Here is a 14,059-nt window from a genome sequence, read left to right as displayed (position 1 = left end):
CTGGCCTGCCCGACAGCGCCGGTTTCAGGGCAAGTGCTGGCGCACGGACACCCAGCTTGCGAGTTGATCTTTGATCTGTCCGGGCGGAAGGTTGGGCATCAGCCGGTCGATGTGAGCGGTGAGGTTCTTGTGACGGCGCAGATCGCCGATCTGCTCGATCGGGAGGTCTCGCCAGCCAGCCGCGAGCGACTTCGCCCGGCGCGGCTCGAGCGAGAGTGCGGCGAGGGTGTCGTTGGCCAGAGATTCGGGGTTCCAGTCCGGGTCGGCGTCGGCGCCGAGGCGTTCAATGACCCAGGTCCGAAGGGCGAATTCCTGACGGCGCATACGGGCTTGCTCCCACAGGCCGACGCCGTGAAACCGCCTGTTCGCCGCCAGGGACAGCTTCGCCCAGCGAAGGCGGGCATCGCGCGACTCCACAGACCGATATACATGGGACTGCGCAACCGTGCGTATGCGCTCCAGCTCCTGCCCATGCTGAAGCCTGGCCATGTGGGTCTCCAGGCTCTCGATGCTCCAGGAACTCAAGTCGAGATGCGACTGGTCCATGTGACGCCTCCCCTCAACGTCCGTTCGGTGCGGCCAGGAGGATCCGATACCGCTCCAGGTCGACGCCGAGAATCACGACCATCAACTCCTGCCCTTCCACAACAGGCGTCTCAGGGAGTTCTTCTGGTCGGATGAGTCCTTCGACGCAGTCCGCGACTCGGACGAAGGCGCCGATCGGCGCCGGCTTGGTGACCTGGCCACCGACAGTCTGGCCAATCATGTCGGCGAATGAAGTCAGCAGATCTGCGTGTTCGTCCCACTCGGTGAGCTTGATCTTGACCTGGTGGTTGTGGTCGGCATGCCACAGGACGAGTCCGGCGACGGGCTCTCCAACGCGCGGAAGTTCCATGCACCGGGGCATGGCGGTGATCTCGGCCAGGCCGATGGCTTCGGGGCGGTGGTCGATGGCGAGAAAGACGCCGAATGGCCGGCGGCCGACGACCTCGCCGGTGACCGCGGTGCCTACGGGGAGGTTGTGAACGGTGTCGGGCCAGGCGGCTACGACGCGGGTTTCGTAGTCCTTGTCGCTCCCCCAGTCGGGCCAGGAGTATTCGGGCACAGCTGGATCATGGCAGGCTCGGCCGCGATTCGGGGTGGGTCCGGTCGGTCATAGTCGGATGGTGTTGCTGGGGCCGAGGTTGTCCGTTCGGGGAACTCCTGGTCGCGGCCTGCAGGCGTTGGGGGTTCCGCCCTGCACAAGAACGCCGAGAGCATGAATCACCATGATTCAGGAGGCATTCCGAATGTTCTGACAGCCGGGGTTACCAAGAGTGACCTGGGCACGCCAGGACCGGTGGCTTCCGTTGATGCGCTCAGGTGCCGACCAGGGATCTGCAGCGTCCGGAGTGGCCGTCGCCGACGCAGGAGTGAGTGCGCCGGGAGGTGGAGAGCTGCTCCAGCGGGCGAATTGCGGATACGGCGGCGGAACGGGAGTCGTACCTCTCGCGCTCAGGGGCTGGCGGGTCGGGCCGCTGCCGAGCGGCGGGTCTCCGCGAGGACACCACCTTCGCGACCAAGCCGGAAATGACCCTCTTTCTCTACGACTGTCATTGGCCTCGTGGAGCCAGTAAGGTGCCGCCGCCAGTGTGGCTGTACCTGGCGGGGACAGGCACGGGCTCGCGCCGGTGACTCGTTCGCGTGGGACGCCGACGTCGGGAATGCAGAGCGCCCGCGGCGGGAACAGCCGGTCGGCCGGCACGGTTGCATCGGCCGAGGGGTCGGCGCCGTAGGGGCATGGAGGACGCAAGATCGTCCGTCCCCGCAGGATCCGGGCCTCAAGATCGCGGCACGGCTGCCGCGCTATGTGAAGCAAGACATATTTCTGATGGAGGACTTTTTCATGACTGACCGGCCCTTGACACTGATGGCAGTGCACGCCCACCCCGACGACGAAGCCACCGGAACCGGAGGGGTCCTTGCCCGGTATGCCGCGGAAGGCATCCGCACGGTTCTGGTGACGTGTACCGACGGCAGTTGCGGTGACGGACCGGGAGGTGTCAAGCCGGGCGAGCCCGGGCACGATCCGGCGGCAGTCGCTTTGATGCGTCGTCAAGAACTCGAGGCGAGCTGTGATGTGCTGAAGGTCAGCGATCTGGAGATGCTGGGCTATGCCGACTCCGGGATGATGGGCTGGCCGAGCAACGACGCGCCCGGGTCCTTCTGGCAGACCCCCGTGCAGGAAGGCGCGGCCCGCCTTGCGGAACTCATGCGGCACTACCGACCTGATGTGGTCGTCACCTATGACGAGAACGGTTTCTACGGCCATCCCGACCACATCCAGGCCCACCGCATCACCATGGCGGCGGTGGAGATGAGCGAGCTGGCACCGAAGGTGTACTGGACAACCGCGCCCCGCTCGATGATGCAGCGCTTCGGCGAGGTCATGCGCGAGTTCGGCGAGAACATGCCGGAGCCGGATTCTGCCGAGGCCGACGCGATGGCCGAGATCGGCCTCCCCGACGACGAGATCACCACGTGGGTGGACACGACCGGGTTCAGCGGCCAGAAGTTCGACGCGTTGGCCGCGCACGCCAGTCAGGGCGAGAACATCTTCTTCCTCAAGATGGGCAAGGAGCGGTTCGGCGGGTTGATGGGCGTGGAGACCTTTGTACGTGTCCAGGACGCCACCGGAGCGGCCGTACCCGAGAACGATCTCTTCGCCGGGCTGCGCTGATCCGCCCCTCCGACCGGCCGGGACAGCGCATCGATCTGCACGCGAACGAACCTCTGTTGACGGGCGTGGGTGTCTCCGGCGGGTGGGTGGGCTGGGATACTCCGGTCGTGGGTGGTGGTGTGTGGGGGAGGGACGGGGGTTCAGGGATGGCGGTGTCTGCCGGGTCCGCGTCGGCGGGCCACGGGGGCTGGGTGCTGCGTGGTGCGGTGGCGGCGGACGTCGAGGTGATCGCGGAGTTGCGGGCCGCGGTGATGCGTGCGGATTTGGAGCGCCTGGGGCGCTATGACGAGTACCGGGTGCGGCAGCGGTTGCGGGACTCCTTTTCCCCGCAGCACACGTCGGTCATCATGCTCGGCGGTGAATTTGCGGGATGTGTCACCGTACGGCCCGCCGAAGGCAGGCTGTGGCTGGAGCATTTCTACCTGGCTCCGCACTGTCAGGGCCGCGGGCTGGGGTCTGCGGTGTTGCGCACGGTATTGCAGCGGGCGGATGCGCAGGGTGTGACGGTGGGCTTGAACGTCTTGCGGGGCAGCGCTGCCCGGCGGCTGTATGAGCGTCATGGTTTCGTCGTGGAAGCCGAAGATCCGGTCGACGTCTTCATGATGCGCCCGCCCGAGGTGAGGGCGGGCACCCCTGCGAGCGCCTGACCCATGACGGTGTGAGGGTTTTCGACGGCCGGGTGTCGGTCTTCCTGGTGTGCGGAGCGCAGGCAGCTTCTTGTGGTTCGTGGGTGACCAGGGCGTGTCCTCGAGCATGGCTGGAGCGGGCCTGGTGAGGCGGTCGGTTTCGAGGTCGGCCGCCTCTGGACGGTGGGAGGGATTCATGATCGGCTTGGGGCATGAGTTCTCTGATACGGCACATCACCATCGATGCCGCGGACCCGTACGCTCTTGCGGGCTTTTGGGCTCAGGCCCTGGACGGCTCGCTGGCTGATGACGACTTTCCCGGCGACCCGGAAGCCATGGTCACGACGGCTGCCGCCACCTTGCTGTTCGTGAGGGTCGACGACCGCAAGACGGTGAAGAACCGTGTACATCTGGATCTCCAGCCCCAGGACCGCACCCGGGACGAGGAGGTCGAGCGTTTTCTCTCGCTCGGCGCCACGCTTCAGGGAGATCACCGAAGGCCTGACGGAACCGGGTGGGTGACGCTGCATGACCCAGAGGGCAACGAATTTTGTGTGGAACGCAGCGCGGCGGAGCGGGCGAACGGTTGATCACCTGTTGCCTGGTGACGTCCGTGAGGGCCGGATCCAGATGAGCCAGCTTGCGCTCCAGCGCCCGGTTCGACATGCCCTCGCGAGCGTCACGCCACAGCGCGGCATACAACGCGACCTTCGACTGGCCCTTGCGAAAACCATTGGTGCCCGGCTTGCTCCGCTGATGGACTGACGCCCTACCGTGAGTCTGCCGCGTGACGGAGGTAGTGGTTGTGACAGGCTATGACGTGCTTGCCGAGGTGTACGAATGGCTCATCTCGGATGCAAAGTTGCCTCCAGCCGAGTTCGCTGCGTCGTTCGACGACGTCCTCAAGCTCCTGCCGTCGAACGCTCACGTCCTCGACTGTTCGTGCGGAACCGGACAGTTGGCGGTTGGCCTCGCTGGTCGTGGCATGCGGGTTGTCGCGACTGACGCCAGCGAGGCGATGGTTCGTCGGACCGCGGAGTTGTCTGAGGAGTTCGGGGCATCCGTCCGGGCCGTACGGGCGAACTGGGAAGAGTTGCCCGACCATTTCCAGGACAACACGTTCGACATGGTGTTCTGCGTTGGCAACTCGCTTCACCACGCCGCGGGCGCGACAGGCAGGGGTGCTGCTCTGGAGTCGATGTCACGGCTTCTGCGCCCCGGCGGGCGCTTGGTACTCACATCCCGCACTTGGGAACTCGTGAGGGCCAGAGGTTCCCGGCTGGAGATCAGTGACCGACTCGTCCGCCGGAACGGTCGCGATGCGGTCGTGGTCTACCGCTGGGAGATTGCGCCGCATTGGGAGGAGGAGCACCACATCGAGATTGCGATCGCGCAAGTTGATGCGACCGGGTTGGTTCTTGTCCGCTCGGAACTGCTGTCCTGCTGGCCCTACCGGTACGAGGAACTCGAAGTCGAGCTGCACCGGGTCGGACTCCAGACGGAACTGAGCACGTTCGATCTTGAGGCCGAGAATTACATGGTGGTCGCGAGCAAGGCATAAGCACCGGACTCTCAGTCCTCGGCCGGACCGCGCGGTTGCTCGCAGGACGCTTGCGCCCTCTCATCGGCGCGGGTTCAAGTGGTCAACGCAACGCCTCGGACGAGGAGTGCTCGTCGATCAGACGGCGGTAGATCCGGGGTGACGGTGTGGCGCTGTTTCCTGGTCGCGTCCAGATCACAGAGCAGGATCTCGTCGATCAGCAGCGTGAACGGATCCAGCTTCGACGGCCGCGCCGAAGCGGTTGTCGTGCGTGGCTGCGGCCAAGCCGAGGTCAGGGCCTTGTTGACCGTGCTCCAGGTGACTCCGTACTGGCACTGCAACGCCCGGTTCGACATGCCATCGCGGGAGTCGTGCCGCAGCGCGGCGTACAACTCGACTTTCGACTGGCCAGGCGGCATCGGGGGTGCTCCTTTACTGAGCACATCCAGCTTGACACCGAAACCCCGATGGTGACGTCAGCATGCGCGAACATCTTTCTGGGCCATCACCTCGCTGTCGACACCGACATGAGCGATACGAAGGGGTCCCTGCCGGGGGATCCGGGTGCGGATGCCGGGCTGGGTGGCGGGTCGGGGCGGGCGGAGGTCCTCTGCCAGCGTCTCCCGATACTGCTCCAGGGAACCGTTGATCGCGAAGATCCCTCTTGCTCAGGGGGGTGTGGGCAAGGCGGTAGCGGGAGGTGGTTGTGTGTCCCTGACCAGCACGTCATTCTTCGCTGTACTCATCGTCGCGACGGTTGTGATGATGGTCGGCGCGATTGCGCTGTGGCCGAAGGTGCGTGGGCCCAGAGCGCTGCGCTGGCTCGTGCACGCCGTCATGATCGGCCTGTGTCAGCTCACGGCCATCGGCGTCGTGGCCACCTGGATCAACAACAGCTACGGCCTGTATGCGTCCTGGGACGACCTGCTCGGCAACGCGAACACCAACGCGGTCGCGATGCCCGGGCCTCCAGTCCACCGGGCGAAGTTCAGCAAGAGCACCAAGGGCGGCGTACTGGACACGTATTTCCACGGCCGGCGATCCGCGCTGTCCGGTGAGGTGCTCGTGTGGACGCCGCCGCAGTACCACGAGGCCGCCTACGCGAAGAAGCGGTTCCCGGTCATCATGCTGCTGCACGGTGTCCCGGGATCGCCGCAATCCTGGCTGGAGCATGGCGGTATGCCGGGCGCGTTCGCGGATCTGCTCAAGCAGAACAAGGTGCACCCCTTCATCCTGGTGATGCCGGTGGTCAACCCGGGCAGCGTGGACACCGACTGCAGCGACCTGCCCAACCGCAAGGTGGCGACCTGGATGACGGCCGACGTCCCGGACCTCGTCAGCCACAAATTCCGCACGTTGCCGGGCCCCCGCGGCTGGGGCCTGATGGGTTTCTCGACCGGCGGGTTCTGCGCCGCGAAACTGCCCCTGCAGTTCCCGAAGGTCTTCGGGGCGGGCGCCGCCCTCGACCCCGATCCGCTGACCGGCGACGAGTCCGTCCTGCCGGATCCGGCCGTGCGCAGGCTCAACAGCCCGACGTACCTGGTGCGGCACACCAAGGCCCGCGTCAGGCTCTTCCTGGCGACCTCGCGGCAGGACCGGTTCAGCCCGCCGTCGTACATCGAGACGTTCCAGGCGTCCGCCAGGGACACCCCGGTGGAGGTCCGCACTCTGGTGCTGCCCAGCGGCGGGCACAACTACAACACGTGGTCGGCCGAGTACCCCGCGGCATTCGGATGGCTCAGCCAATGGCTGTCCGCACCGCGCTGAAGGCCGGGCGGGCCACTGCCGTGCGGGCCACTGCTCCACCAGCGAAAGCCCACTGTGCGCAGCACCCACCTGTGCTGGCCAGGGATGGCGGGACGACAGGCGCGTCGGCCGAGGCGTCTGGATCGCCGCACACAACCCGGCCCTCAACTTCGGCGCCACGGACGCCCCTTCGCTGCATGGAGCAAGATGACTCTTGCCCACCACTATGCGCCGTCACCAACGTCCTGACCCGCAACCACTAGGGACCAGCCGGATGGATGCCGTATTCGGCCAACCATCCGAGCAGCTCCTGGCGGGAGGACCGGACGAGGCGCCCACCGGTGAAGCGGGCGTCGTTGGTCACCTCCACCACGCACTCAGCAGGAGGCACGAAGGACTGCGCTTCCTCGTCGGTGGTGAACTCGGCCTCGGCGAGCACCAGACCCTGAAGGCGGCCCTCGAAAACGTCAACGCCCAACGGAGGGACGCTGAAACGGACCTTGGACAGCAGCGCGGCCGGCAGCGAGGCGAGCACTTCGTACTCGGCCGGCGACAAGTACGTGTTCGTGATCAGGCCCTGAACGCCGCCGAGCCGAGGGACCGGGACTTTCTGGGTGAGCTTGAGCTCGTAGCGGCCGTCCGAGAATTCGGCACGCCGTAGTCTCAGTCGTGTTCCCAGCAGATACCGGTCGGTGATCACACGGCTGACGGCGACCGAGCACGGCTCGGGCGGATTGGCCAGCAAGAACCGTCTCTCCCTCTCGACCCGTGCGTACTTGCCCGGGTGAACCGTCTGACCTTCGAGGCCGCCTGCCTTGTCCGTCATGGCGACAGGTTCTCAGCTGCCTCGTCCGCTTCAACGGTATTTTTCAGCAGGCTCCGGCGTCGCAGGCAGCCGCGGTGGGGGCTGCGGAGCCCTGAGCCTTGAGCCTTGGACGAAGACCCCGGGCCGCCCCACCGGGGACTGGCCCGTTTCGAGCCCGGCGACGCCGACCTGTTCTTCGGCCGCGACCGACCCCCGGCTGTGCGAGGTTACGGTCGAGGTCCGTAGAGGTCGATCGTCAGTGGCGGTGTCAGAATCCGTGGCATGCCAGACGCTGACTACTTCTCTGCCGCCGATGATGAGTCAGCCGTTGCCGTGATCGAGGCCGGCGTACCGGTCCGTGCAGCGCTGGACGTGATCTTCCTCAAGGACATCGATCCGGTCGATGCCATAGCCCAGGTCGAGGCCGTGTGTCCGGCTGCAGTTATGAAGAGGCAAGCCGGCGCCCGAGGGTGGGACAGCGGTTGTCCTCTGAGGACGTCGACAGCCCGTTCGTCTTGACCGTGTCGGACACGCTGTGTGATGTCCTGGTCTCCGCCTCCGGGGAGGACCTTGTGGCCGCGACCGAGGCTTGGTCCGCAGCAGGCGGGGTCGTCGGACTCGATACGGCGGCGGCAGCAGTGGCCCTGGAGGCCCTGGTCGGCGTCGCCAGACGGGCTCGCGCCGCGGACTTGGGCCTGTATTGCTGGTGGACTCTGTGACGGCTCACTCCCCGTCCGGCCAGGTCATTGGCCGGCAGCTCGCGTCGGGCCCGGGTCCGGAGGAGTCGCCGGTGAGCGTGCGGCCCTCTGTGAGGTGGACCGGTCGCATTGGGCGACCTGACCGGTTCGCAGGTGACGCGATTGACCGGCTCGATGCCCGTGTACGCAGGTCGGATCTGCGCGAGCCGCTTGCGCAGCGCCCGGCAGCGAGTAAGGCCGGCCGATCCGGTCGGCGATCGCCAGGGCGGGCATCCGTGGCCATTCCTGCAGCGAAGGCCTGCATCTGGGACTTGTAGCCGCCCGCGAACTGGCCGCGGGGCTCGCGTTCGTAGGGCGAGGCGGGCCGCCTCGGACCGAGGCAGGCGTTCGCTTGCCTCGAGGCAGGTGTCCGGGACGCCTCCCAGCCTGAGGGCGGCTCGCGCAGCCGCTGAAGCTGCGCTTGTGTCCATGCACCGTAACGGCGACGTCTTCGTCCTGCCGCCCTCTTTGACCATTGAAGTTCGGATCCTGTTTTCCCCGTTCAGTACGGCCGGGCGGCCTGCTGGTGAGCCGGGGCGAGGCGGGTCGCCTCGGACCTGGGGAAGCTGATCTTCTGCGGGTCTCCGTCCGAGGTGTACCGCTTGACCGTCCCGTCGCGGAGCTTGTCCAGCCAGACCGTCGAGGTGAACTGGGCTTCTGGGCCGGTCGCCGCCTGGGAGCGAATCCGCGGGATGGCGCCCGGGTCGAAGGCGGTCGAGAAGGGGGAAGGAGCGGGGTCGGCTCCCACCAGGTAGACGCCCTGATGCTGGTAGCGCACACCGTCGGCCGTTCCGTGCAGGGCCAGTTGCCGGGAGTGGGGCATCGAACCGTTGGGAAGTGCCATCGACACCACGGACAAGCCGGGCACGGCTTGGGTGATCGCCCTCTGGTTGTCGGCGATGGCCTTCCGGGCGGTGTCGTCGTCCACCGTCCCAAGGGCGGTGTGCCGCAGGGTGTGGTTGCCGACCTCGAATTCGTGTTTGACGAGCCAGTCCAACGACTTTCGGCCGCCCGGCTCGCTGAACGGGTCGGCGTTGACGAAGAAGGTGGCCACGGGGCGGAATCCGGAGTACTTCCGGGCGACGTCCAGCAGGATGCCCACCGCGGTGTCGGACGCGGGCAGGCCGTCCGCACCCAGACGGAACTGGGTGACCGTCGAGTCGTCGAAGGTCAGCACCACAGGATGAGTGCCGGCGGGAATGTCAATCTTCCCACTGCTGAACTCCCGTGCGGTGACAGGTACGTATTTCTCCAGTGCCAGCCGTTCCAACTCGGCGCGGAAGTCCTGCGGCGTGCGGTCGTACACACTCCTGGGCTCGGCCACCAGCTGGTGGTACATCAGCACCGGGACCGCACCGAGCTCGTTGGCCTGCACCGTCGCCGGGTCGGCAACCGCTGCTTGCCCGGCCTCGCGCGCCCGTACTGACGGCCCGTCCTGGCCCCCTTCCAGCGGGGATTGAGCTGCCGAACAGGCCGTGGCCAGCAGAATGACCGATGCGACGACGACGGCGGTGCCGCTTCGGTGGGTTTGACGCATGATGCCTCCGGAGTGAACGAGATGCTTCCCGTCGCCTCCAAGCCTCGGGCAACAGCGCGGTGCACACCCGGCACGATAGGCCGAATGCATGATTACCCGCCCGGAACCTCTTCGGTGAACGGCGTGGCGGCTATGCCATATCGCAAGGAACCCTTTTTCGAGAACGGCAGAGTGAACATGCGCGGAAAACGACTCCGAACGCGATTCACGGTCATAGCCATTTCCGTGCTGGTCCCGGTCTGCGCGGCGGTCGGGGCCTTCGCGATACAGGCCTCATCAAGCCGGCTCCGGTTCGAAGGGCTCAGCAGCAAGGATGTGTTGGGCCGAGCCGACGTCCGCAATCCGCGCCTTGCCATCACAGCCGAGGAAGGGGCCGACCTGGCCGAGCTGGAGGTGCGGCTCGACGGCAATCCGGTGCACACCCACCAAGCCGACGGCCGGCTCATCCTCGACATCCCCTCGTTCGCCGAGGGGAAGCACGAACTGACGGCCACATCCCCCAGTGGACTGCCGTTCCTGGATGACATGTCCCGGACGTTCGTCGTGGACACCACCGCCCCGAAACTGCGGCTGTCACCTGTCCGGGCCACCGGGCCCGGCGCACCGGTGACGGTACGCGGCCGGGTCGAGGACGCCGGCCAGGTGAAGGTCTCCATAGCCGGTGCGCCCGTGCCCGTCGGCGACGACGGAACCTTCTCCCGCCGGTTCGAAAAGCCCCCCGCCCGTATCGAGGTGGCGGCCAGGGACGAGGCCGGCAACGTCACCCGCGAGCACGTGAACGCGGTCGCGCCCTATCCCCTCACCCGGGCCGCGCACCTGACCGCCATCGGCTGGTCCTCGTCCGAGGTCCGCAACCCGGTTCTCCAGCTCGTCAAAGACAAGAAGCTCAACGCCGTCGAGCTCGACATCAAGGACGAAAACGGCGAGGTCGGTTACGACTCCTCCGTGCCCCTGGCCCGCGAGATCGGCGCCGTGAAGAACCGCTACGACGCGCGCAAGGTGATCGACACCCTGCACGGCATGGGAGCCCGCGTCATCGGCCGCATCGTCGCCTTCCGCGATCCCATCCTGGCCCAGGCGTCCCACCGCCAGGGCAAGGACGACCGCCTGGTCCAGGCCCCTGACGGCAGCCCGTACGACGGCGGCCACTACGGCACGCTCTCGTTCACCAACTTCGCCGATCCCGAGGTCCGCCAGTACAACATCGCCCTGGCCACCGAAGCGGCGAAGCTGGGCTTCGACGACATCCTGTACGACTACGTGCGCCGCCCCGACGGGAAGCTCTCCACACTGCGCTTCCCCGGCCTGGGCGACCAGACCCCCGAACAGTCCATCGCCGAGTTCGTCGCCGACACCCAGCGCCGCATCCAGCCCGAAGGCAAATACCTCGGGGTCTCGGTCTTCGGCATCGCCGCCACCCGGCCCACCGAAATCGCCCAGGACATCCCTGCCATGGCCCGCCACGCCGACTACATCGCTCCCATGGTCTACCCCTCGCACTGGGCCGCCGGCGAGTACGGGATCGCCAGTCCGAACGCCAGCCCGTACGAGATCGTCAACCGGTCGCTGGCCGACTTCGCCAAGCAGGTCAAGGGCACCAGGGCCACGGTCGTCCCCTGGCTCCAGGACTTCTCCCTGGGCGTCCACTACGGCCCCACCGAAGTCGCCGACCAGATCAGAGCGGCGGCCGGGGACGGCATGAACTCCTTCCTGCTCTGGAACGCCGGAGCCACGTATCAAGGGACGGCACTGAGCACCCTGAAATAGCGGTCGGTCTACGGGCGTGACAGGTCATGACGGGGGATGGAGCGCACCGCGCAGATGGCGACGACGAAGTGCCATGGGGCCGACCGACCGCTGTCCCGAAAGACCGGCGCGCTCAGGCGCGACTGTCGCGCACCGCTGCGCCGGTTCGACCCCTTTCACCTGAGGGAGCTCAGATGCGGTCAGCGAGAGGCAGTCTCCGCCATTCAGTTCCGGGCTGACGCCCTGGCCCACGACCATGAGCAGCTCGCCGCCCAACTCCCGTGACTCTGCGACCGCTTGGAGCTGCCGGAGCCCGACCGGCAGGGGAGCCTCCCATACGCCCAAGCGATGGGCACGATCATCCGTGGCAACGACGACTGGAGCAGAGGCAACGGCCGCTCTAGCACCCACCTGGCCAGAACCATCACTCCCCACACAGCTGGATTCCTCAACTGCGATGACCTGACCCTGCCCCTCCGGGCCGAACGCGCGGCGCCCTTCGACGACCGACGGCGACCCACGCCAATCAAGTTTCGATGGCCTGCGATCAACCTGGGCTGACGCAGGGACAGCTGTCGGGCCCGTCGAGGGAGACCACGGGCTCGGCGCGCGCCAGGTCGTCGACGTGACGCGTCAGTGGACCGGTTCGAGACGGTCGGCGCCCGGCTGCCCGGTGCCCAGGTGGGCGGTGAGGAAGCGGGCGGCGCGGTCGAGTGCGGCGGTCGCCTCGTCGAGGCGGCCGTAATGGTGCTGGAAGACATGGGGGAGGCCGGGCCCGACTTCGAGCGTGACCTCGACGTCGTCGGCGCCCGCGCGGCCGGCCAGCCGGACCGCGTCGTCGAGCAGCACCTCGTTTGCCCCGACCTGCACGAGTAGTGGGGGCAGTCCCGTGAGGTCGGCGAACACCGGGCTGGCCAAGGGGTGCGCCCGGTCGCCCGCGCCGACGTAGAGATCGGCGTAGTCGCGCAAGTCGGCCTCGGTGAAGATGGGATCGGCGCCCTCCTTGGAGCGGATGCTTCCTCCGGCGAGGGTGAGGTCGACCCAGGGGGAGAAGACGACCACGGCGGCTGGTTGCGGCAGCCCGGCCTCCCGGGCCGCGAGCAGCGTGGCGATGCTCAAACCGCCACCGGCGGAGTCACCGGCCATGACGAGGTCCCGTGGGTCGGTACCCGCCGCCAGCAGCTCGCGATAGGCCGCGAGCCCGTCGTCGACGGCCGCGGGGAAGGGGTGCTCGGGTGCCAGCCGGTAATCCACCGACATCGCTCGCAGCCCCGCGCGGCGGGCCAGTTCGCCGACCAGCCCTGCATGGGTGTCCGGTGAGCCGACGATGTACCCGCCGCCGTGCAGATAGAGCAGCCGGCCGCCGCCGGAGAGCTTGGCCGGCTCCAGCTCCAGGGTCGGCCGCCCGCCCAGGACGGTCCTGCGGGTGGCCACACCCTCCGGCGCGGGACGGGTGAGAGCCGCGGTGAAACCGCTGCGCTGCTGCTCGAGAGTGGGCCGCTCCTCGCTGCGAGGGGCGGAACGGAGCATGGCATCCAGGGCGTCGCGCTGCTGTCGGGACATCTCGGGCCTCCTGGTCGGGGTGCAAGGATGGATTCCTGGGAATCCACTTGTCCGAGTCCAACCGGATTCCAAGGAAGATGATTCCCAGGAATCTACTGGAGGTTTTTGTGGTCCACGTCACCCCGATCTTCACCGACCTCGTCCGCGTCGAGACCCGGCTCTACAACGCGGTGAGCGCCCGGCTGCGCGCCGAGCAAGGGCTGGGCCTGGGGCAGTTCGAGCTTCTGGAGGTCATCGACCGCGTGCCGGGGTGCCGCGTGCTCGACATCGTGGGCGAACTGGCGATCACCGTGGGGGCCGTCAGCAAGGCGGTCGACCGGCTGGTGGCTGCGGGCTGGTGCCTGCGGGTCGCGCACCCTCAGGACCGCCGCTCGTCCGTTCTCCGCCTCACATCGGAGGGCAAGAAGCGGGTGGCCGCTTCCCGCCCCATTGTCGAAAGCGCACTCATCTCCTTGACCGCGGCGGTTCCCCCTGGCGAGCTGACCCGCATCGCCGCAACCCTGGCCACCCTTCGCGCGGCTCTCGAAGCGGGCTCCCACGGCCAGCCGGGCTGAGGGGACCGCGGCACTGCTTGACATGGCCCCGCGAGGCCGACGCCGGCGATCCTCAAAGAGCTGTACGACGAGCTGGTGAACGTGGAGCGGCGCCCGTACGCAAGCCTGGACGACGACACGACGCTGGATCCGCTGGAAAGGTGGACGTCACCTCCCTGGGGGAGGTGAACCTCGACTTCGCCGGCGTGCAGGTCATGTTCCTGCCCGATGAACTGGAGCGGGCCGAGGCCGCGTTCGACGCGGCGCGGTCGACGGCGACCGCGGACCGGCGGTGGGTGGCCGGGCTGGAGCAGTGCGAGCCGGTGCTCGATGCGCTGGAGGCTTCGCCCGCCGGGTACAAGATCGGCAACAGTGCCACGGCGCCCGGCTGATCCTTGCCGTGTTCGAGCGGCACGTGGGGAGCCGGCCGAGGGCTGGTTCGAGGCTGCTTCGGGGAACCGAGCGGGAAGGGCGCAGCCCCATGGGAGACATGGCACGCTCAGCGGT

15 protein-coding genes are annotated in these 14,059 nt (G+C 67.5%); 9 read left to right on the top strand and 6 right to left on the bottom strand.

Annotation, left to right across the window (positions count from 1 at the left end; all coding sequences use genetic code 11):
• Positions 1–24: 24 nt before the first annotated feature.
• Positions 25–546 carry a hypothetical protein gene (locus ACWC1K_RS30085; protein WP_450835971.1) on the bottom strand — a complete coding sequence of 174 codons (522 nt, stop codon included), beginning with the start codon at positions 544–546 and terminating at the stop codon, positions 25–27.
• A gap of 13 nt (positions 547–559) precedes the next feature.
• A complete protein-coding gene (locus ACWC1K_RS30080; protein WP_450835969.1) occupies positions 560–1,105 on the bottom strand; it encodes a S1 RNA-binding domain-containing protein in 546 nt (181 codons plus the stop codon).
• Between the two features lie 780 nt (positions 1,106–1,885).
• Between ACWC1K_RS30080 and ACWC1K_RS30075 the strand changes: the two genes are divergently transcribed.
• From ACWC1K_RS30075 to ACWC1K_RS30060, 4 genes are all read left to right on the top strand, one after another.
• The gene (locus tag ACWC1K_RS30075; RefSeq protein WP_450836030.1) at positions 1,886–2,719 is read left to right on the top strand and encodes a PIG-L family deacetylase; all 834 of its coding nucleotides are present in this window, start codon (positions 1,886–1,888) and stop codon (positions 2,717–2,719) included.
• A 146-nt stretch (positions 2,720–2,865) separates the two neighbouring features.
• A complete protein-coding gene (locus ACWC1K_RS30070) occupies positions 2,866–3,366 on the top strand; it encodes an N-acetyltransferase family protein (RefSeq protein WP_450835968.1) in 501 nt (166 codons plus the stop codon).
• Between the two features lie 191 nt (positions 3,367–3,557).
• Positions 3,558–3,935 (top strand): VOC family protein, encoded by a 378-nt coding sequence (locus ACWC1K_RS30065; RefSeq protein WP_450835966.1) that lies wholly within the window; start codon positions 3,558–3,560, stop codon positions 3,933–3,935.
• A gap of 215 nt (positions 3,936–4,150) precedes the next feature.
• Complete coding sequence (locus ACWC1K_RS30060) at positions 4,151–4,906, top strand: class I SAM-dependent methyltransferase (protein ID WP_450836028.1); 756 nt, start codon at positions 4,151–4,153, stop codon at positions 4,904–4,906.
• A gap of 74 nt (positions 4,907–4,980) precedes the next feature.
• Here ACWC1K_RS30060 and ACWC1K_RS30055 read toward each other — a convergent pair whose 3' ends face one another.
• Entirely contained in the window at positions 4,981–5,304 is a 324-nt protein-coding gene (locus ACWC1K_RS30055) for a hypothetical protein (protein WP_450835965.1), read from the bottom strand.
• Positions 5,305–5,593: 289 nt separating this feature from the next.
• Here ACWC1K_RS30055 and ACWC1K_RS30050 point away from each other — a divergent pair, with 289 nt between their 5' ends.
• Positions 5,594–6,652 (top strand): alpha/beta hydrolase, encoded by a 1,059-nt coding sequence (locus tag ACWC1K_RS30050; protein WP_450835963.1) that lies wholly within the window; start codon positions 5,594–5,596, stop codon positions 6,650–6,652.
• 238 nt (positions 6,653–6,890) lie between these two features.
• On the opposite strand, the gene ACWC1K_RS30045 is transcribed toward ACWC1K_RS30050, so the two are convergent.
• Complete coding sequence (locus ACWC1K_RS30045; protein ID WP_450835961.1) at positions 6,891–7,457, bottom strand: hypothetical protein; 567 nt, start codon at positions 7,455–7,457, stop codon at positions 6,891–6,893.
• A gap of 261 nt (positions 7,458–7,718) precedes the next feature.
• Between ACWC1K_RS30045 and ACWC1K_RS30040 the strand changes: the two genes are divergently transcribed.
• Positions 7,719–7,955 (top strand): hypothetical protein, encoded by a 237-nt coding sequence (locus ACWC1K_RS30040; RefSeq protein WP_450835960.1) that lies wholly within the window; start codon positions 7,719–7,721, stop codon positions 7,953–7,955.
• Between the two features lie 720 nt (positions 7,956–8,675).
• Here the strand turns inward: ACWC1K_RS30040 and ACWC1K_RS30035 are convergent.
• The gene (locus tag ACWC1K_RS30035) at positions 8,676–9,710 is read right to left on the bottom strand and encodes a polysaccharide deacetylase family protein (protein WP_450835958.1); all 1,035 of its coding nucleotides are present in this window, start codon (positions 9,708–9,710) and stop codon (positions 8,676–8,678) included.
• 315 nt (positions 9,711–10,025) lie between these two features.
• Here ACWC1K_RS30035 and ACWC1K_RS30030 point away from each other — a divergent pair, with 315 nt between their 5' ends.
• Positions 10,026–11,477, top strand: a complete 1,452-nt coding sequence (locus tag ACWC1K_RS30030) for a putative glycoside hydrolase (protein WP_450835956.1) — start codon at positions 10,026–10,028, stop codon at positions 11,475–11,477.
• 612 nt (positions 11,478–12,089) lie between these two features.
• Here ACWC1K_RS30030 and ACWC1K_RS30025 read toward each other — a convergent pair.
• The gene (locus tag ACWC1K_RS30025) at positions 12,090–13,019 is read right to left on the bottom strand and encodes an alpha/beta hydrolase (protein ID WP_450835954.1); all 930 of its coding nucleotides are present in this window, start codon (positions 13,017–13,019) and stop codon (positions 12,090–12,092) included.
• Positions 13,020–13,066: 47 nt separating this feature from the next.
• Here ACWC1K_RS30025 and ACWC1K_RS30020 point away from each other — a divergent pair, with 47 nt between their 5' ends.
• Together ACWC1K_RS30020 and ACWC1K_RS30015 are read left to right on the top strand one after the other, a co-directional pair.
• Positions 13,067–13,573: a MarR family winged helix-turn-helix transcriptional regulator gene (locus ACWC1K_RS30020; RefSeq protein ID WP_450835952.1), complete on the top strand. Its 507-nt coding sequence runs from the start codon at positions 13,067–13,069 to the stop codon at positions 13,571–13,573.
• A 140-nt stretch (positions 13,574–13,713) separates the two neighbouring features.
• Positions 13,714–13,944: a hypothetical protein gene (locus ACWC1K_RS30015; protein WP_450835950.1), complete on the top strand. Its 231-nt coding sequence runs from the start codon at positions 13,714–13,716 to the stop codon at positions 13,942–13,944.
• Positions 13,945–14,059: the final 115 nt, after the last annotated feature.

The organism is Streptomyces sp. NPDC001492 (assembly GCF_053597275.1).
This window is presented reverse-complemented; position numbering and strand designations above follow the sequence as displayed.